Genomic DNA, 20,361 nt, shown 5'->3' on the forward strand with positions numbered 1-20,361 from the left:
TTCCAAGGGGGGATTAAGGGGGGTAATTCGACCGTAGCCACAGGGAGAGAGGCTTTGATTCTTACTCCCCTTCCCTTGTAGGGAAGGGGTTGGGGGTTAGGTTCGAGATAAAGTTGCACACAACATTAATCAACTTTTTAATCGGCGATAATGGTGACTCGTCCTTGTGAGCCGTAGCCAACTTCACTTATGTAAAGGTTGGGGTCGTGAAGTTCGGCGATGATGTTTTGTACTGACTGTTTAGCATCAAGTCTGGGGCTTAGGTCGATCGCACGAGTAAATACTTTTGGCCATTCCCATCTCAGAGTTTTGGTTAAGCCGAACAAACCAGCGCCGATCGCACCGAAGTTAACTTTGTACTCTAAACCGAAGGCTCCATCAAGGTGAGCTACTGTGCAGAAACAACTACGTCCATGCTTTGCGGCTTCGTTGAGGGAGGGTTTAAGGTGTTTCGCCATCAAAAATACGTGCTTGACGATCGCCTTTTCTGATTCGTTATAAGAAATACTTCCGGTGTGATTTCCTACAAACATTGGATGGAGGTGGATGAAAGCCCCAATCGCTCCGCAGTGAGATGCGATCGCTTGCAATTGTTGTTGAAGATGTTCTTCACTCAAGTTTGCTAAGGTGACGCGGGTTACTCCTGTGGGTAAGGGCGCTTGTTGAGCGATGAGCGATTGGGGGAAGCTGATAACTACTACTTTCCAGCCTTTCTCGATTAGGGATTCAGCTAATTTATAAGTGGTGAGGGAACCATCATCGGTGATTAAACCGATGTGTCCCTCTGGTAATGTGAAATCCAAATAATCGGGCTGTGGTAAGCTTCTGAGTTTGACCGGATGGCGCTGGATAGTATGCTCTAATTCCGGTGGTTGTTGGACAAACTCAGGCTCAGACTTTTTTTTTTCACCTCCAGCTAACTGCTGTAGGTAATCAACTATTTGACCGATGGTGCGGAGGTCTCCGAGTTCTTCGATATTCGGTTTGGGTAAGTTGGGGTACATTTCTTGCATCGCCCCTAAGATTTCCACCCGTTTAATCGAGTCAATCCCTAAGTCGGCTTCCATGTCCATCTCCAGTTCCAGCATCTCGACTGGATAACCGGTTTTATCGCTGGTGATGGCTAACAGGGTTTCACCTAAGTTTGCAAATTCATCACTTGTAGCGGGAGCAACTTCTGGTTCTGGGGTGAATGCGACAACTACGCTGGGTTCCGGTGCAGCGACTACCTCAACTACTGGTGCAGCCTCTACTGGAATCTCGGCTGCTGGTTGCACTTCGGGAATTGCAACTTCTACCGCAACACCTTTGGAAGCGTGGGATTGCAGATACTCTACAACTTGGCCGATGGTGCGTTTTTCTGACAGTTCTTCTAAATTGGGCTTGGGTAGGTTGGGGTACATCTCTTGTAGCGCCCCTAAGATTTCCACCCGTTTAATCGAGTCAATCCCTAAATCAGCCTCCATGTCCATGTCCATTTCCAGCATTTCGACTGGGTAGCCGGTCTTATCGCTGGTGATGGCTAAGAGATTTTTATCCAAGTCAACAATATCGATAGTTGCGTTAGATACAGGTGCAGCAGTTGTGGGTGCTGGTTCTGCAACAACTTCCTTGACTGGAGGTGAGCTAATTTTAGCTACAACCTCGGCTTGGGGTTCTACTACTACTGGGGCAGGTGGCGCGACTACAGGCTCTACTGTCTCGACAGTGGCGAAGTGAGGAGTGGGTAGTAGAGACGCGATTGATCGTGTCTCTGAGAATACAGGAGTTTCAACTACAGGCTCTACAGCAGCCGGGAGAGGTGCTTGGGTAACATTTAAGCCATTTTTAGCTACAGGCTCAGTTACAGGCAAAGGCTGGCTTTCTACTATCTTGGTCGGTGCATCAGTAACAGTTGTTTCTTTGGTGAACGGAGTGAAATTGCTGAGTTTCTCTGTTAGTTGAGTTGCTCCCTCACCAGAGATGATTTGAGAATATTCTTGCTGTATGAGTTGGAAAAAGCTCTTAGTATATTCCAACTGCTCTTGGAGATATTGCTCATGGATGCGTAGAGTTTCACCTTGTTGGGAATGAAACTGCATCATGCTACGCTCTAAGCTTTCCATGACAACTAGCTTCATTTTGGCAGTTTCTTCTGTTGATTTACTTTCGCTCAACAAGGAATTCTGCTGCTGCATCAGTTGGAAAAACGCTTTAGCGTATTCCATTTGATGGTTGAGATAAGTACCGTGAACTTGTAAATTCTCGGCTTGATTTTCCTGGAACTGTGTCAGGAGATATTCTAAACTTGCTAAAAGTTGTTCGTAATTTGTAAGTTTTTCTGGTGTTGGTTGCATCTTAGATTCCTGGGCTGGTTGTGACAGGGTAACAGGATTCATCTGTTGCTCTGGCTGGGTGATGATATTAGCAGTCACACCGTTCATTGCTGGGGTAAGTTTTTTATGTCCGTTAGTCTCTATCACTGCTACAGGTGGAGTTACACCGGGGCTGCTAAATAAAGGAGCCACAGTTTCAGAAGCTTCGGGAGTGGGTAATGTGACTTTATGCCCATCCTGCAAAGCTAGAGCGAAGGCATTTTTCGTTTTTTCGGATCTGTAGTTTATGCCGTTTAAACGGACATTTAATGTCTTCTTCGTCTCAATTGGGGGGATAGTTTGGGGAAGTTGGTAAGGATCGAGGTTATTTAAAGCCATACCAATCACTCGCAACTGCACAACTGCTTCTCGCAAAGAGCGATCGCTATTCTTTTGAACGCTAGGGTTCAAAGATACGGTGATGTGTGGACGATCGCCAAGGATATCTTTCACTAAATTGGTGAGAATTCTTCTCGGCCCAAATTCCACAAAGCAAGTACCACCCGCCGCATAGATATTTTCAATTTCCTGTTTAAACAGCACCGAGTTGGAAAGGTGGCTTTCGAGGATTTTTTGAATACCTTGGGCTTCCTTGGGATACTGCTTACTGGTGACGTTGCTGTAAACAGGGATTTTGGGACTTTGGAATTTGACAGACTTGGTTGCGATCGCAAATGATTTCTGAGCAAAGGCAATTAGCGGTGTATGGAACGCTGCTGAAACAGGTAACAATACAGCTGTATATCCTTTCTCGTGTAAAGCCTCTTTGATTCTCGCTATTTCTGCGGTAGGCCCAGCCAAGACAAATTGAGTCGGAGAATTTTGATTAGCGATCGCAACTTGAGGAAAATGTCTGATTACTGCTTCAACTTTGCTGATGTCTTCTTTGACAGCCAGCATACTACCCGCATCATGATCTGGGTCTTCTGGAGCCGCCATTGCTTGACCCCTAGCTTTCACTAAGAACAAGTAATCTTCGGTACTCAAAACTCCCGCAGCCCATAGTGCTGTGAGTTCCCCAAAGCTATGACCAGCAACAAAATCTGACTTAAATCCAGCTTGTTGCAATATGCTGTACATCCCTGCACTCAACACCCCGATGGCTGGTTGAGCGTATTCTGTGCGTTGCAAGGCAGCAATTTGGACATTCTTTTCTGCCTCTCCAAACACAGGATGAGGGAAAACGATTTCTGACAACGGCTGCAAATTATCTTTGAGCAACAGGCTATCCATATAGCCATGAAGACGACGCATCAAAGGAAAATTCATCACCAGTTCGCGTCCCATCTCCAAGTATTGCGAACCTTGCCCAGAAAATAGAGAGACAACTTTTCCGCCCAACTCCATACCAGAGGAACGGTAATAAATCCCTTGGGGATGCTCCCAAGATGCTGCTGAACCTTTGAGTTTTAGCCAGTCAATGCTAGTTTGCAGGAACTTGCAAGCTTCTTCGAGATTCTCAGCGACAAACCCAAATCGGGGAGCAGAGAGGGGAATCTGTTGTGATTTGCACTCATTGACTAATTGTGAGTAGTGTCTGGGTGCTTCAGGCGATCGCAACTTACCCAAAATGTCTTCCGATTTGCTCAACAGTTGCTCTACTGTAGGAGCAAACAACAGCACTTCACTAGCATCACTATGTAAGCGGTAAGCGGCGTTCTGGTCGGCTTCATATTCTTCCAAAACGACGTGATAGTTGGTTCCACCAAATCCAAAGGAACTCACACCCGCACGTCTTGGCGCTTCCCCTTCTGGACGAATCCAAGGTCTGGTTTGGGTATTCAAATAAAAGGATGAATTTTTAATGTTGAGTTTGGGGTTTGGCTCGGTGATGTTAATTGTCGGTGGTAATACTTTGTGATGTAAAGCCAAAGCAGTTTTAATCAAACTCGCCGCACCCGCAGCCGCTTTTGTGTGTCCAATTTGTGATTTTACACTACCCAAAGCGATGTGCTGCTTTTTGTCATCATGCACATCGAAGAAGTCTTTTAAAGAACCGAATTCTGTCGGATCTCCAGCCATTGTGCCGGTGCCATGTGCTTCCATCAAACCAACAGTAGCGGGAGAGAAGCCGGCATCTTCATAAGCACGTTCTAAGGCTTTGACTTGACCTTCTTTGCGGGGAGCATAAATGCTCTTATAACGCCCATCGCTGGAAGTACCAATACCTTTAATTACGGCATAGATTTTATCGTTGTCCCGTTCAGCATCTTCTAACCGTTTGAGGACAATCATCCCGATACCTTCACCTAGCATCATCCCATCGGATTTAGCATCGAAAGGTTTGACATTTTCACTAGGAGAAACTGCCGGTGTTTTGCTGAACGAGATGTAAGCCATGATGGTGTTGTCGGTATCAACACCACCAGTCAGCATCATGTCAGAACGATGCTCAACTAGCTCACTAATTGCCATTTTCAAAGCACCAAAGGAACTAGCGCAAGCGGCATCAACTACACAATTCATTCCGCCAAAGTTTAGGCGATTGGCAATTCTACCCGCGACGACATTCGCTAACATTCCAGGAAAAGCGTTCTCATCCCATTTTACGTAAGCGCTTTTGATTTTATCGACGATTTTTTTGGTATCTTCATCGGATAAACCACTGCTTTTAAGCGCTTTTTCCCAAATCGGATATTCCAACCTGGCAGACAGTGGCATTCCTAACTGCTTGGCCATAGCCACGCCTAAGATGACACCAACAGTCTCGCGGTTAAACTCACATTTTTCGCCATAACCTGCATCTTCCATCGCCTCTTTCGCAACCACTAAACTTAATAGTTGCGATACATCTGTAACTTCCAAAATGCTGGGCGGTATGCCGAATTCCATCGGGTTAAAATCTACCTCTGGAAGAAACCCACCTCTTTTACAGTAGGTTTTATCTTCAGTAGTTCTAGGATTCGGATCGTAATAATCTTCAACACTCCAATGAGTGGAAGGAACATCAGTAATACAGTCAATTTTGTTTACAATATTTTGCCAGTATTCCCGCAAATTTCTAGCTTGAGGCAATAGAGAAGCCATTCCAACAATGGCGATAGGATTGTGTTGTAATTGTCTGTTAATTTTGTTGATTGACACTGATTTTTCCGAATTCATTTTTTTTCCCTCGATAGACTTAATCACAGCCTGTTCACAATTATTTATCAGGCTCTCTAACTCCGTTAAGGCAGTATCAATTGAATAAGCAGACATAGGGCATAGTTAGTACTGTGAATTGTGTAGCTACAGTAATTTCTGTTGCCTACTAAATAATGAAAAACTCTCGTTTTGTAAGCAGTTAGCTATCCTATCTCCGCTAAATACTTGTTTCCAAATCGACACCACACGACACATACTGCCAGGAGAAAACCTGATGTTTCCAGGCGGCTTTGGCATACTGCGTAGGCGTAGCCCGTCGTAGACATCGCACAAAAATGTTATCCAACGCTAGACTCTTGAAATTGTGGCAATAGGTCAAAGACGTTGTTAAAACTGGTAAAATAGTCTTGGAGTGTAATAGCTGCTTGACCAGTGAATTTAATCCATTTGTAATGGTAAAGATTTTGAGTAATGGTATCCTACTGGAGTGATGGGAACTGAGGAGTAGCTAAGAGAACAGAAACGTTTTTTCACCCAAAAGCATTTGATTATCTAGGCTAATCACAGCAACATAGCTGTTGTGAATGACAACGTTCTGTATCTTGTTCAATGTCATAGCCAGTTTCAACGTCCGGGATAATATATTTTATGCTATTTGAACCAGGAAAGTTGACAAGCTTGTTACACAAAAGACACCACCTTTAATCCGAATTTATGTAACTTGAACAAGTAATGAAACGGTCACAAGGTAATGACAAAGCAGTTATCTTTAGTTATTTTTAATTTAAAAATATCAATTTAATAACTAGTTTGTATAACCACTTTAAAGCATTGAATTACTAAAAACACTAGCATACTTTACAGAAACTAAATCATTTCTTTAAAGTTATTTCATAAACAAACATCCACAATTACTGATGTTAATTTGAATAAATTTAAGCAAAAAAGTATAATTTATGACTCTATAAATGTATGAGAGATTTTGTTATCTACGGGTTAGCCATAAGTTTGTGCTGAATTAAGTTAACAATGAAAATTTGTTGTCTAGTAAGTCACAATTGAATGAATACATAGATAAATTGAATAGCCATAAGTATGTTTTCTCAGAGAAACATCATAATTTAGTCAAAGTTTTTGGTTATTTTTCAATATAAGTCAAGTTAAAAAGCAAAGTGGTTATTTATAAAGCAAATATTAATTTTTAGTATGTTACTTGATAAACATAATCATGATTGCATCAGTTAGAAAGCTAGGGCGAATAGAATTCGCGGCTACACAAACATAGACGCTTTGCGGCTTCCCGCAGGGTAGTCCGCCTCCGCGGACTAAGAAAAATTAATTGGGTATTTTAAACCCACGGAGGTGGGTTTTGTTTGTGTAGACGCGGTTTCTAACCGCCCTTTTAACTAGGTATTTTTAGATGTACGTTAACCTAACTCACCAAAGGTATAACTTCATGCATTTAATGAGTAGAATCAAAAGCAATAATAATGTCTTATAGTACACAACCTTGCTAATAATAATCTGTTAGTAATATCAAATCTGCTTAATAACTAACTATCTGTTGGTATTCAATTGCTAGACAAGAGATTAGTGACAAGTAACTTTTGCAGCATCTAATCTTACTGTGATGAAATAATTTAGTGAGAGAATCAGGATTTATGCAAAGTTTTTTGGTTGACAATACTCGATTTTTACGCCATACTTAATGACAAGTTTATCCCAATTCTGAGTTCATTTTTATTAGCGCTTCGTTGTTCTTGAGAGTTAAGTTTTCTGGTTAGAGCTATTGTATTTTACGCTACTGGATTAGATATCAAATTAGGATATAACTTAGGAAGCTTTGAAGTAACACCACCATTAATTTTCACGCCACAATAGTAAATTTGGGCGGTAAAAGCGTACAACAATTCATATAAAACCAATTTAGAACCATCCACATTATTAAGTAGAAACCTAGAGGAAAAATCCTCGTGGGAATTTGCGGATGAGTCTATATCTAATCGACTAAATATAACCAGGCTATCTCCTAAAAAAGCAGAATTGGAATGAAAATATGGCAGCAAATAAAGAAAGCCGATTATTCACAAAACCCGTAGGTAGATCACAAGTAATTTTGGCAGCTTCTCTGACTCTAGCGGCTGGATTAATCGCTTTTTATAGTTTGGTACCGTTTTGGTCTAAACCTAAAGTTGAGACACCGCCAGCGAATCCACCAAAAGCTGCTACGCCTGTGAAAGTTGCTGTGACAGCCTTGGGACGTTTAGAACCAGAAGGTGAAGTAACTTCTTTGACTGCTCCCGCTTCCAATAATGGGGTACGAGTAGACAGACTATTAGTGAAAGAAGGAGATGCAGTTAAAGCAGGGCAATTACTGGCGTATTTAGAAAATTATGGTCGTTCTAGAACAGCTTTGCAACAGGCTTTAGACCAACTGCAAGTTGCGAAAGCTAAACTAGCGCAGGTTAAATCTGGAGCTAAAACTGGAGATATCGATGCTCAAAAAGCTGCGATCGCACGTTTAGAGCCACAATATAAAGGGGATGTTGCAACTCAAGAGGCGACAATTGCCCGCATCCAGGCGGAAGTAGACAATGCTCAAGCTGAGAACGATCGCTATCAGCAATTATATAAACAAGGTGCGATCGCAGCTTCCATAGCAGATAGCAAAGCTTTGCAACTAAAGACTACACAACAGCAGCTAGCAGAAGCTCAAGCCACCCTCAAGCGAACTCAAGACACATTCCAAGAACAACTCAAGCAAGCACAAGCACAACTCACCAGTATTAGCGAAGTGCGTAGTGTAGATGTTCAGGTAGCACAAACCGAAGTCAACAGTGCAACAACATCTGTTCAACAAGCAAAAGCCGACTTGGATTTAAGTTATATAAAATCTCCCATAAATGGCAAAATTTTGAAAATTCACGCCAAAACTGGAGAAGTAATCAACACCAACACCGGATTTGCTGAAATAGGTAAAACATCTCAAATGTATGTGATTGCAGAGGTGTATCAAACCGATGTTCAAAAAGTGCGTGTAGGACAAAAAGCCACTATTAACAGCACTGCATTTAATGGAACATTAAAAGGAACTGTCAAAGAAATTGGTTGGCAAGTTGATAAACAAAGTATCTTCAGTCTCAACCCTGGTTCAGATACAGACCGCAGAATAATTGAAGTGAAAATCTCCATCGATAATCCCGCAGATAGTGAGCGGGTGGCTCGTTTAACCAACTTACAGGTAGATGTTGCCATTCAGATTTAGTAATTGGTCATTAGGCATTGAACATTAGTCATTTGCAAATGACAAATGACAAATGACAAATGACAAATAAAAAATGACAAATGACAAATAAATCCATGATTTTCAAAATTCCTTTAGCATGGCTACAGCTAGCCCAGCAAAAAGTTCGTTTACTAGTAGCTGTAGCCGGAATTGGTTTTATTGTGCTGCTAATGTTTGTGCAACTTGGTTTTCAAGATGCCCTTTATTCCAGTGCAACTGCTGTACATCAAAATCTCAAGGGAGATTTATTTTTAGTTAGTTCACAATATAAATCTTTGACCTCAAATCAAAGTTTTTCGCGGACTCGTTTGTATCAATCTCTGGGGTTTAATGGCGTAGAGTCCGTTAGCCCCATGTATTTGCAATTTGCCAAACTAAAAAATCCGGCAACTGGTGAGAAATATTCAATATACGTTATTGGTTTCGATCCAGGCAGACCTGTGATAAATCTCCCAGAAGTTGAGCAAAATTTAGATAAACTCAAAACTCCCGATGTCATGCTTTTTGACCGGGGTTCTCGCCCAGAATTTGGCCCAATAGCTGAAAAATTTAATGCGGGGGAAACTGCACAGACAATTGAAATATTTCCCTTCAATTCATTAATTGGTTATCGGGTTAGAATCGGTGGCTTATTCACATTAGGGCCTTCCTTTGGTGTAGATGGAAATTTACTTGTCAGTGACTCAACTTTTTTGAGGATAAATCCCAATACTCGTCCGGCAGATATGATTGATGTCGGTTTGATTTCCCTCAAACCTGGTACTAATGCAGAAACAGTACTAAAAAATTTGCAAGCAAGTTTGCCTAACGATGTCCAAGTTTTTACCCGCCAAGGCTTCATTGATTTTGAGAAAGAATACTGGGCTGTTAGAACACCCATTGGTTTTATTCTTAACTTGATGTTGACAATGGCTGCGGTTGTTGGGGTGGTTATTGTTTATCAAATTCTTTACAGCAATATTGCTACACAGTTCGTTGCTTACGCCACCTTAAAAGCCATCGGTTATGCCAATAGCTATTTATTAAATGTGGTATTTCAGCAAGCTTTGATTTTAGCAATTTTAGGTTATATCCCAGGATTTATTACTTCTGTTTTGTTATATAGCTTTGCAGCAGAAGCAACTAAACTACCAATAATGATGACCACTAATAATGCAGTGATTGTCTTAACTTCAACAGTTTTAATGTGCATAACATCAGGAGCGCTTGCGATCAACAAACTCCGCTCCGCAGATCCGGGAGATATTTTCTAATCAAAACAACTTGCTTTGAACAACTTGTTAAAGATAAGCAAGTTCGTAGTAAGGACTTTAGTCCTTATTTCCTAAGCACTAAAGTGCTTACTACAAACTATCAAAACTAGCACTTTTCTTTTAATCAAAAAATCCAAAATTGGTATAACCTTTACTATATGAACCTCAACAACAAAACCCTCCTAATTACTGGAATTAATGAATTTGTCGGTTTGCGTACAGCCGAGTTAGCCATAGCCCAGGGAATGAAGGTTCGGGGACTACAAAGTTCTACAGAACAGAACAAACAATTACAGAATTTAGGTGTAGAGGTAATTATTGGTAGTATTACCGATTCTACTATTGCTCAAAAGGCTTGTCAGGGAGTAGATATAGTTTTACATACAGAGCAAATTGCTGAAGAAGCGGGTGCAATTAAGCATTTTCGTGATATCAATGTTGGCGGTACTGTCAACATGGCTAAAGCCGCTAAACAAGCTGGGGTCAAAACATTTGTGCATCTATCCAGTGTGATGGTTTACGGTTTCAACTATCCTGATGGTGTTACAGAATCCGGGCCACTTTCTGGCGAAAATAATCCCTACTGTCAAACGAAAATAGAAGCTGAAACAGCAGTATTAGAACTGAATCATCCTCCCGATTTGGGTATCATTGTTATTCGAGCCGGTGATGTTTACGGCCCAGGAAGTATCCCCTGGATAGTCAGACCAATTCTGATGATGCGCCAAAAGTTATTTGCCTGTGCCAATGATGCTAAAGGAGTTATCAATCACGTATATATAGATAATCTGATTAATGGCATCTTTCTGGCGATAGAAAAAGAAACCTACGGTGAAATATTTAATATCACCGACGGACAAGAAACTTCGTGGAAAGAATATTTTATGCGTTTAGCAGCAATGGAAGATTTACAAGCACCCCTTTCATTATCGAAAGATGAAATCAAGTTGTTTCTAAAGCTACGCGTTCAAGGACAAAAACTTTTTCGGAAAAAAGTTGATATTTTACCAGAGTCTATAGATTTTATGACTCGTCCCTACGCTTGTTCTATTGTCAAAGCACAAAACCTGTTAAATTATAAACCAGCAATTGACCTCGAAGAAGGAATGCAGCGAACACATGAATGGCTGCAAAAAACAGATATTCAAAGCTTGATGAAATAATCCTCAGATTTTTGAGAATTCAGGAGCCAGGAGTCAGAATTCAGAATGATTACAAAATAAAGAAGCTAGAGTACGCTTGATTTTATTGAAATTATTAAGCTTGCTATCAAAGTATTCTGAATTCTGAATTCTTCCGTTGCATCTGCCTAACAATTATCTGCAATTAAGCATAAAATAATCCACAGATTTTCCGAATACTTGTTTTCTATGAGTAGTAATCAGCCACGATTAAGCATCGGATTACCTGTATACAATGGTGAAAAGTTTATCAAAGCAGCCATAGATTCACTCTTGGCTCAGACCTTTGAAGATTTTGAACTAATTATTTCAGATAATGCATCTACAGATAAAACTGAGGAAATTTGTAGAGCTTACGCCGAACAAGACAAACGTATCTGTTACTACCGTAATGACAAGAATATAGGTTGCGCTCGTAACTTTAATCGCGTCTTTAAATTGTCTTCGGGTGAGTATTTTAAATGGGCAGCCTATGATGATCTACATTCTCCAGATTTTATCAAGAAGTGTGTTGAGGTGCTTGACCAAGATCCTAGCATAATCTTGTGTCACTCCCAGGCATATTTCATTGATGAACAGGGGAATTATCTCCAAAATTACAATATCAAACTCAAGGCAGATGCACTAAAACCACACGAGCGTTTTCACGAATTGCTGATCAAACATTTATGTTATCAATGTTATGGAGTAATTCGCGCCAGTGCCCTGAGAATGATACCACCTATGGGTGGTTATGGTAATGCAGATGGAATTCTCTTGTTAAGGCTTGGTCTTCTTGGTCGGTTTTATGAAATCCCTGAATACCTGTTTTTTCCCAGAAGCCATCCACAACAATCAATGAGTATGTTCTTTCCCAATTACTTGCTGTTTGCTGATAAGAATGACAAATCATTGTTGAGTACAATGCCTGATTATTATGCATATTCAGTGTGGTTTGATTCAGCAAAGAAAGGACAAATTTTATTACCACATTGGAGAATAATCTGGGAGTATATACTTTCCATTTGGCTTAGTCCGCTGAGTTTGGATGAGCGGCTGTGTTGTCATAGAAGTCTACATCAGCAGTTAAAAGGGACAGAATATCTTTTGCTGAAAGATTTGCTAATAGCACTGCAAAGACTATGGAAAGGTTCGCAACCTCTATCAATGCAAGAACAGCAAGTCACACTTTAAACAAATCAGTTCAGAAATAAAAGCTGCGATCGCCAGCTTTTTCTCAATTCAAAATCACCTATTATTCACTACAAACTTATGCTGAAACTATCTCATGTTTTGCTTGCTACTTTAGTGAGCCTCAGCTTTGCTAAAACAGTGAATGCAGAGCCAACAACAACACTAAGTGTGGTTGTAAATGGAATACGTCACCAAAAAGGTGAGGTTTGCTTCAGAGTTTACGCAAGTGAAAAAGGATTTCCGATGAGTAGTACTAGTGAAGCTCAAAGTGGCTGCGCTAAGATTACTGGCAATTCTGTAACAAAAGAATTTTCCGGCTTGAAGCCTGGAACTTATGCTGTCGCCGTAGTTGATGATCAAAATGGCGATCGCAAACTCAATAAAGACTTTTTCGGTATTCCCACAGAAGGTTTTGGTATTTCCAAAAATCCAACTGTGTCCATACAAACAGGTACACCAAAGTTTCGTGATGCCAGTTTTGTTGTAAACAAAAATACAACTGTCAATATCATCATGAAATATTCGCTGGATTCGTAAAGGCGACTGGGGACTGGGAACTGGGGAAGAAGCAGGGGAGCAAGGGAGAGAATAAAAAATTATCTCTTTCTCCTCTGCCCAATACCCAATGCCCCATGCCCCATTCCCAATCTCTTAATTCTGTCGGAGACTAAAAAATTAATGGAAGATTTGGCAATATTTCTATCTAAGTCTTTGACGGGTTGGTTATTTATTCAGGTGTGTTTCACCCTTGTCTTTATATGGTATCTGCGCTCATCTAAAAAAAACTTATTACCAGATGACCAGTTACCCAAAACCGCAGTAATTCTTTGCCTACGCGGAGCTGATCCGTTTTTGCCTAGATGTTTGCGATCGCTCCTAAATCAAAACTATCCACAGTATGATTTAAAATTAATCGTTGATAGTCACGAAGATCCCGCTTGGAAAATTGCCAGTGAAACCATCACAGAGCAAGAAGCGACCAACGTTCAAATCAGCTCTTTGAGAATAGTACGCAACAATTGTAGTCTCAAATGTAGCTCTTTAATCCAAGCTGTCCGTGAGTTGGATGATTCTTACAAGGTGGTTGCTTTAGTAGATGCTGATACTATAGTCCATGTGAATTGGCTCAGAGAATTAGTCAGTCCTTTAAGGGATGCGAAAGTAGGGGCGACAACAGGTAATCGTTGGTATGTACCTACAGGTAGGTATTGGGGATCTTTAGTGCGCTACGCCGGCAATGTATCCACAGTAGTGCAAATGTTTATCTTCCAAATCCCTTGGGGTGGGACTTTGGCTGTGAAAACAGAAGTGCTTCGCCAAACAGAACTACTTGATAAGTGGGGACAAGCTTTAGGCGAAGATTTTATGATGCACGACATCCTCAAAAAACAGGGGTTGCAAATAAAGTTTGTGCCTTCGCTGTTAACGGTAAATCGTGAAGAGACTGATTTATTCAACTTAATAGATTATCTCAAGCGCCTCATCCTTTATTCTCGACTCTATCACCCACGTTGGTTAGCTTTAGTTAGTGAGGCTGTTTCTAGCATTTTGTTTCCGACTACAGTTATCATCTTAGTTCTAGAGTCGTTGTTACAGGCAAAATGGGAAGCTGCGGCTCTCTTGTTAGGCTGCTATGGAGTCTATACTGTCGGATTACTCTTGATCATGCTCGTGTTGGAATTAGAGGTACAGCGAGTGATTCGCTCTAATGACCAGGCGATCGCAAAATTATCAGTTGCTACAATCATCAAAATGTTGATAGCAATTCCATTGACGCAGTGGGTTTATGGATTAGCGATGCTATCATCCCTGTGGACATCAACAGTCACCTGGCGCGGTGTCAGCTATCGGGTTCAAGGGCCCTGGAATGTCCGGCTAATTGAATATCGCCCTTATCAATGGTTAGATCAGCCTATTGATAACAAGGTTTCTCTTTGAACTAAATCGCTAAATATGAACTAGGGTATGAAAGTTATTACACTAAACATTCCCTAGTCTTCAAATTATATTATCTTATATTTAGTAGAACTATATTAGCTATAACCCTTGTCAGAATACACGCTTTCTCTTATTGATTAGCAAAATGTATTTGCATTAATGGCAAGGGTTTAGACAAATATATTAAGGGGAATTTTGACTTAGTAATTTGGATGTTTTGATAGTTTGAATCCAGGTTTATAAACATCCAATTCAAAATCGACAATTTCGGCTATTTGACAATGCGTAAATCCTTAGTCTAACTGTATTAGTGGGAATTCCTGAACCAAATCATCAGGATGTTCATGAAACATAAGCTGCGTAAATCCTAAATTCAAAACCAGCATTTTCGTGAAATATTCCCTTTTTTATGACTAAGCAAAAACTTCGCATTGCATTATTTACAGGGTTGTACGCTCCTTTCTTGACTGGAGTTTCAGTCGCAGTTCACCAACGGGTTCGTTGGTTGCTAGAGCAAGGACATGAGGTTTTTTTAATCCATCCACAAATCAACGATCGCTACCCCAAAAATGTTGGCGATCGCCCCATGCCAGGTTTAGAGGAAATTCAGTCTTTTCCCAATTTCTCTGCTTACGCATTCCCCACACAACCACTGGTATTCTATAAGTCTCTTCCTCAACCATTGAGCTATCGTCATTGGAGTGATACCAAGTTGCTGGAGAAATTCCAGCCTGATATTATCGTGGTTGAAGAAGCCGCCCAAATGAGAGGTTTATACTCATTTTTCTTACAAGGTTATGGTCGCCCGATTGGCACTGAATACGCAAGACGGACAGGCACTCCAACAATATCACTCTTTCATACTGATATTGTTGCATATATCAAATATTACTTTGGGGATAAATTCTTTAACTTGGTTCGTCCCATCGTTCCTGTTTTAGTCAAGCAATTTAGTGAGTCTTATGACTTCAATTACTTTTCTTCTAAAGAACAACTCACTAAATACGAAGAACTGAAATGCCAACGCGCCGAATACGTTGCTTATCAAGGCATCGATTGCGAAAAATTTCACCCACGAAACATTTGTTACAACCCAATTCCTAATGATAACCGCCCGACTCTTTTGTTTGTCGGACGTATCACACCCGAAAAGAATGTCAACCAACTGCTTGATATATTTCCAGTCATAGCTGCCAAAATTCCTGATGTCCATCTGGTGATTGTTGGTAGTGGCCCTCTCGATGAGGAGATCCGGGAGCGTGCCAAAAAGTTTGGATCGGGTGTTACTGTATGGGGCGAGTCCCACGGTACAGAACTTTTAGGTTGGTTTGCTAGAGCGGATGTTTTTGTCAACCCATCCGTCACCGAGAACTTCTGCACTACAAATAACGAAGCACTAGCCTCTGGAACCCCTCTGGTTGCGGTTGTTGCACCGTCAACCTCGGAACAAGTATCTCCTGGTCGTAACGGCTTTCTTGCCCAACCCAACAACCCCACAGACTTCGCCCAAAAGGTGATTGCGATTCTAGAAAATCCCGACTTGAAAGCAGATATGACTCGGCACGCTCGCCCTTCTATACTCGAATTTGATTGGTCGGCATGTATGCAAAAATTTGAAGAAAAACTCTACCAAATCGTTGAAGGATCACAGAAGGTGGAGGTAGGTACAGGCAGTATAAGACGATAACGATAACAAATAGCGATCGCCAGTACCATAGATACTAGCGATCGCTATTTGTTAAAGGTAGCCAATAGGCAACAGTGTACTAGTGGTCTGTCAATAAATAATTGATGGATAAATTACCTGTAGAGACGGCGATTTATCGCGTCTCTCTAACTGGGTTAAGAACGACGTACATTTAAGCAACACCATTCTTTTCGTTTCCACAGGGTAGCGACAACCCAACCATTTTGTTCTAAGGCGTCAGCAACAGCTTTAGATTGTTCTAGTAAAATACCACTGAAGATCGCCCAAGTTTCAGGTTTTGCGATCGCACTCATTTCTGGAATTAATTCAATAATTACATGAGCCAAAATATTGCAAACAATACCATCCACTGGTTTCTCAATTAGTTTTGCCAAAACGTCTATACTTCCTAGTGCTGGTAGTAAACGTTCTGGACTAATGTCGTTCAGCGCACCATTACTGATGGTTGATTGCACCGCCAACGGGTCATTATCTACTGCATAGACTTTCTCTGCTCCCAGTAGCAGCGCCCCAATGGAAAGGATACCAGAACCACAGCCAATATCTGCAATTATCAGATGTTCATGTTTGCCGCCAGTACCCACAAAGGACTGAGGAACCCCACTAAGCCGCATTTCCAGGGATTCCAAACATAGCTGAGTAGTGGCATGGTTGCCAGTACCAAATGCTACACCAGGATCGAGACGAATCACTAAGCGTTCGGTTGTTTCTGGTAATGGTAGCCACGCGGGGTTAATTAGGAAGCGATCGCCTATTTCCTGTGGATGCCAATATTGTTTCCAGCTAGTCGCCCAATCTTCCTCATCAATTAATTGCCATTGTAGGGAAGGAGACGAAACTCCTACACAGAGGGCATCTTGACGCAGCCACAGCGATAGCGCCGCCAAATCTAGTAGCTGTGTTTGAATTGTTGGTAAATAAGCCCTGACTAAAGACGAATCTCCTTTACTTTCACTAGCTGTACCACGACAGCCAAAATCTTCCAGTCGCCAAAAGATCGATTCTTCTAGGTCTGGCTCACATAAAATATTTAATTCCCACCAGGTGTTTGCCATCTTTAGAGTGCTGAGTGCTGAGTGCTGAGTGCTGAGTTATGAGAGTTAGGAGTTAGGAGTTAGGAGTTTTTAACTTTTAATTCCTCACGATTCACTCCTGCACAGACGCGATTAATCGCGTCTCTACTTCACTCAGCACTCGTTACTCAGCACTCAGCACTCATAGTGTTACTGTATACGCGTCCCGAATACCAGGGACTTTAATAATCTCATCCAAAATGCCCTCTGGTAAAGGGTCATCTATACTCAGAGCCATTACGGCATCACCACGGACGATTTTACGACCTACTTGCATACTGGCAATATTCACATTAAAACTGCCGAGTAAGGAACCAAGTTTGCCGATAATCCCCGGCATATCGCGGTGTAGGGTAAACAACATATATTTGCTGGGTGGGACGTTAATCGGGAAACCATCAACGTCGGTGAGGTGGATTTCCCGCTCACCCAACAAAGCGCCTGTGACAGAATGAGTACCTAAAGTACCCGTGGCTTCTAGATGCAGCGTGCCGGCATAGTCTCGAATGGAAGCATCGCGGGTTTCAATTACCCGAATTCCGCGTTCTTTGGCTTCTATGCTGGCATTTACGTAATTTACCCGTTCCCGCAAAGCTTGGTAAAGTAGTCCTTTGAGGGCGGCTACGATTAGAGGTTGACTTTTGTTGGTCGCGAGTTCCCCTTGTAGTCGAATATTGAGTACTTCCACCCGTCCGCCGGCTAGCTGTCCTACTAGATTACCTAGAGTTTCTGCTAGTTGCATATAGGGCTTGAGTTCTTCCAACACATCGGGGCCGAGTCCGGGAATGTTTACGGCTGAACGTGCTGGTAGTCCTAAAAGTACATCCCGAATTTGTTCGGCAACATCAATGGCTACATTCACTTGAGCTTCCGTGGTGGAGGCTCCCAAGTGGGGGGTGAGGATAACTTCCTTTCCTAGCGATCGCAATTCAGATTCACCCAGTGGTTCTGACTCGAACACATCCAAGGCTGCACCACCGATTTTACCCGCTTTTATAGCTGCTGCTAAAGCTACTTCATCAATGATCCCACCACGAGCACAGTTGATAATCCGGGCTGTGGGTTTCATTTTTGCCAGAGTTGTGGCATTGATTAAGTGGGTAGTTTCTGGGGTTTTCGGGATGTGGAGGGTGATATAGTCTGCTTGCTGGAAGAGTAAATCTAGTTCCACCAACTGACAGCCAATTTGTTCGGCTCGTTCTGTAGAAATAAAAGGGTCATAAGCAAGGAGTTTCATCCCCATTGTCTTAGCTACAGCCGCAACATGGGAGCCAATTTTACCCAAACCGACAACGCCGAGAGTTTTTTTGTAGACTTCCGCACCAACAAAACTATTGCGATCCCACGCACCGCGTTTCACCGAAGCGTTAGCATCGGGGATGTGGCGAGACAAAGCCAAAATCATCGCTAGCGCGTGTTCGGCCGCAGCAATTGTATTTCCCTCTGGAGAATTGACTACCACAATCCCCCGGCGTGTGGCAGCGGGAACATCCACATTATCCACACCCACACCAGCACGACCGATGATTTTTAGCTGAGTGCCGGCATCAATGATTTCTTGAGTGACGCGCGTACCAGAGCGAATCATCAGCGCGTCATACTCACCAATAATTGCGATCAGTTCCGCTGGTTTTAGACCTAGTTTGACATCAACGGTAGCAACTTGCGAAAGAATGTCAATTCCAGCTTGGTCAATCGAATCAGAGACAAGAACCTTAGACATGATTACTTCATTTAAAGCTACAGGTTTTGCTGCACAAGACTTTTTAGTTTAGTCTTTATCTGTCGCAATTCAGCAAAAATTATTCGTTTGAATATCAACTTAACTTTAACTTACACTACGTGCTGATAGTATCAAAGCGTGAGTTGCTCCTGGTGGGTATATGCCTCCTAAGTTTTTGAACATGAGTTGGCTGTTTGCACCACCCTGTCGCTAAATATAAAGCATGAATAGCACTAAGCACCTATATATTTATTAATAGTTAAGAGTTACCAAAATTTTATCAGCTTAAGCAGCTTCCTTGACGGGATAGAAACGCTTGTATTCTTGACTGGGCTGGAACTTTAGCTGAGGCAATGCTATGCACAACCAGAAAATCAGCTAGTAACTATTATATCTATCGAATCTTGTCTGTTTCTCAATACCATAAGTGGTATCCCTTAGTCAAAGCAAAATATTGCATCATGAAGACAATCAGATTGTGACAGTTAAAATTTAGCCATCAAATAAATCTTCTGGCTCATGATTCCGGCAGATTTAAGATTGTCTAGTAGTTAAAAGCTGGCAATTAGTATCAGTAGAGTACTTAATATACAGTATTAAACTAGTAATTTGTCAAGCTAATTTCGAGAGTTCGTAGTAAGCACTTTAGTGCTTAAAAAACCAGGACTTTAGTCCTGACTACGAACTCGTTCATGCCTCGTCATTAATCAGACAGACTATTCGTGACATCACAAGGGGAGAAATCGCTATAATTCTGGTGAGCCAAATAGAGCCAAATATCCTTTGAGTTTTGGGGAAACCAGCCATGTTAGAGTACAACTTGCCAAGGTACTTGCCCTCAGCCGAGGAACTACCAGACTCTGATGAAACGCCTGTGGATAATGAACTACAAGAATTGATACCAGGCTTACTGAAGGCGATCTTGCTAATACTTTGGTCAGAACGCATGGATTGGCTCTTTGCCATAGATATGGGTATTTATTATCACCCTGATAAACCGCCCATTGTGCCAGATGGGTTTTTGAGCTTAGGGGTAGAGCGGTTTTATGATGAAGAACTGCGTCCCAGTTATGTACTGTGGGATGAAAATGTTGTACCGATTTTCGTGCTAGAAGTAGTTTCCCAAAATTATCGCAAAGAATACACTACTAAGTTGGATGAATATGAGGCTTTAGGTGTACTTTATTACGTGATTTATTCCTCTCGTCGCCGTCGCAAACCACATCTGGAAGTACATAAGTTAGTTAATGGTAAGTATGAATTGCAAGAGGGAAATCCCGTTTGGCTACCAGAAATTGGCTTAGGAATTGGTTGCGAAAGGGGAAATTATTGTGGTGTAACGCGGGAATGGATGTATTGGTATGATGAGCAAGGAAAACGGTATCTTACGCCCGCAGAACAAGTAAAAAAAGAGACACAACGCGCTCAACAAGAAGCACAACGCGCCCAACAAGAAGCGCAACGCGCTCAACAAGCAGAACTACGAGTGCAACAATTGACAGAACAATTAAGAGCGCTGGGAATAGATCCAGATAATCTGGGTTAACTGAAATATTTTGCAATATTTTTAACAAGACTCAAAAAAACT

At 41.7% G+C, this 20,361-nt stretch carries 11 protein-coding genes and 1 pseudogene; 8 read left to right on the plus strand and 4 right to left on the minus strand.

Translation table 11 applies throughout. The annotated features are described in order from the left end of the window. Positions 1–137: 137 nt before the first annotated feature. A complete protein-coding gene (locus tag ABF638_RS12210; protein WP_435022975.1) occupies positions 138–5,552 on the minus strand; it encodes a beta-ketoacyl synthase N-terminal-like domain-containing protein in 5,415 nt (1,804 codons plus the stop codon). A gap of 224 nt (positions 5,553–5,776) precedes the next feature. Continuing rightward, positions 5,777–6,054: pseudogene (locus ABF638_RS12215) on the minus strand (hypothetical protein). Between the two features lie 1,440 nt (positions 6,055–7,494). Between ABF638_RS12215 and ABF638_RS12220 the strand changes: the two are divergent. The 7 genes from ABF638_RS12220 (at position 7,495) to ABF638_RS12250 (ending at position 15,956) form a co-directional block, all read left to right on the plus strand. Next, complete coding sequence (locus tag ABF638_RS12220) at positions 7,495–8,703, plus strand: ABC exporter membrane fusion protein (protein ID WP_435022976.1); 1,209 nt, start codon at positions 7,495–7,497, stop codon at positions 8,701–8,703. Between the two features lie 95 nt (positions 8,704–8,798). Then, positions 8,799–9,977: an ABC transporter permease DevC gene (gene devC / locus ABF638_RS12225; protein WP_435022988.1), complete on the plus strand. Its 1,179-nt coding sequence runs from the start codon at positions 8,799–8,801 to the stop codon at positions 9,975–9,977. A gap of 158 nt (positions 9,978–10,135) precedes the next feature. Beyond that, a complete protein-coding gene (locus ABF638_RS12230) occupies positions 10,136–11,140 on the plus strand; it encodes an NAD-dependent epimerase/dehydratase family protein (RefSeq protein ID WP_435022977.1) in 1,005 nt (334 codons plus the stop codon). A 207-nt stretch (positions 11,141–11,347) separates the two neighbouring features. Next, the gene (locus tag ABF638_RS12235) at positions 11,348–12,331 is read left to right on the plus strand and encodes a glycosyltransferase family 2 protein (protein WP_435022978.1); all 984 of its coding nucleotides are present in this window, start codon (positions 11,348–11,350) and stop codon (positions 12,329–12,331) included. Between the two features lie 78 nt (positions 12,332–12,409). Then, positions 12,410–12,868 (plus strand): DUF2141 domain-containing protein, encoded by a 459-nt coding sequence (locus tag ABF638_RS12240; RefSeq protein ID WP_435022979.1) that lies wholly within the window; start codon positions 12,410–12,412, stop codon positions 12,866–12,868. 141 nt (positions 12,869–13,009) lie between these two features. Further along, positions 13,010–14,269, plus strand: coding sequence for a glycosyltransferase (locus ABF638_RS12245; RefSeq protein WP_435022980.1), 1,260 nt, complete (start codon positions 13,010–13,012; stop codon positions 14,267–14,269). A gap of 409 nt (positions 14,270–14,678) precedes the next feature. Further along, positions 14,679–15,956 carry a glycosyltransferase gene (locus ABF638_RS12250; RefSeq protein ID WP_435022981.1) on the plus strand — a complete coding sequence of 426 codons (1,278 nt, stop codon included), beginning with the start codon at positions 14,679–14,681 and terminating at the stop codon, positions 15,954–15,956. 155 nt (positions 15,957–16,111) lie between these two features. Here the strand turns inward: ABF638_RS12250 and prmA are convergent, their stop codons facing one another. Together prmA and serA are read right to left on the minus strand one after the other, a co-directional pair. Next, positions 16,112–17,032, minus strand: a complete 921-nt coding sequence (prmA, locus tag ABF638_RS12255; protein WP_435022982.1) for a 50S ribosomal protein L11 methyltransferase — start codon at positions 17,030–17,032, stop codon at positions 16,112–16,114. A gap of 160 nt (positions 17,033–17,192) precedes the next feature. Next, positions 17,193–18,773 (minus strand): phosphoglycerate dehydrogenase, encoded by a 1,581-nt coding sequence (serA, locus tag ABF638_RS12260; protein WP_069073671.1) that lies wholly within the window; start codon positions 18,771–18,773, stop codon positions 17,193–17,195. Between the two features lie 805 nt (positions 18,774–19,578). Between serA and ABF638_RS12265 the strand changes: the two genes are divergently transcribed. After that, complete coding sequence (locus ABF638_RS12265) at positions 19,579–20,319, plus strand: Uma2 family endonuclease (RefSeq protein WP_435022983.1); 741 nt, start codon at positions 19,579–19,581, stop codon at positions 20,317–20,319. Positions 20,320–20,361 lie beyond the last annotated feature (42 nt).

Origin of the sequence: Nostoc sp. CALU 1950, assembly GCF_051172895.1 — a bacterium.
GTDB classification, from domain to species: domain Bacteria; phylum Cyanobacteriota; class Cyanobacteriia; order Cyanobacteriales; family Nostocaceae; genus Nostoc; species Nostoc edaphicum_A.

What these genes read in the sequence shown, in the direction of transcription:
- ABF638_RS12210 (WP_435022975.1), bottom strand. Translation starts at nt 5,552, where the DNA reads ATGTCTGCTTATTCAATTGATACTGCCTTAACGGAGTTAGAGAGCCTG.
- ABF638_RS12220 (WP_435022976.1), top strand. Translation starts at nt 7,495, where the DNA reads ATGGCAGCAAATAAAGAAAGCCGATTATTCACAAAACCCGTAGGTAGA.
- devC (WP_435022988.1), top strand. Translation starts at nt 8,799, where the DNA reads ATGATTTTCAAAATTCCTTTAGCATGGCTACAGCTAGCCCAGCAAAAA.
- ABF638_RS12230 (WP_435022977.1), top strand. Translation starts at nt 10,136, where the DNA reads ATGAACCTCAACAACAAAACCCTCCTAATTACTGGAATTAATGAATTT.
- ABF638_RS12235 (WP_435022978.1), top strand. Translation starts at nt 11,348, where the DNA reads ATGAGTAGTAATCAGCCACGATTAAGCATCGGATTACCTGTATACAAT.
- ABF638_RS12240 (WP_435022979.1), top strand. Translation starts at nt 12,410, where the DNA reads ATGCTGAAACTATCTCATGTTTTGCTTGCTACTTTAGTGAGCCTCAGC.
- ABF638_RS12245 (WP_435022980.1), top strand. Translation starts at nt 13,010, where the DNA reads ATGGAAGATTTGGCAATATTTCTATCTAAGTCTTTGACGGGTTGGTTA.
- ABF638_RS12250 (WP_435022981.1), top strand. Translation starts at nt 14,679, where the DNA reads ATGACTAAGCAAAAACTTCGCATTGCATTATTTACAGGGTTGTACGCT.
- prmA (WP_435022982.1), bottom strand. Translation starts at nt 17,032, where the DNA reads ATGGCAAACACCTGGTGGGAATTAAATATTTTATGTGAGCCAGACCTA.
- serA (WP_069073671.1), bottom strand. Translation starts at nt 18,773, where the DNA reads ATGTCTAAGGTTCTTGTCTCTGATTCGATTGACCAAGCTGGAATTGAC.
- ABF638_RS12265 (WP_435022983.1), top strand. Translation starts at nt 19,579, where the DNA reads ATGTTAGAGTACAACTTGCCAAGGTACTTGCCCTCAGCCGAGGAACTA.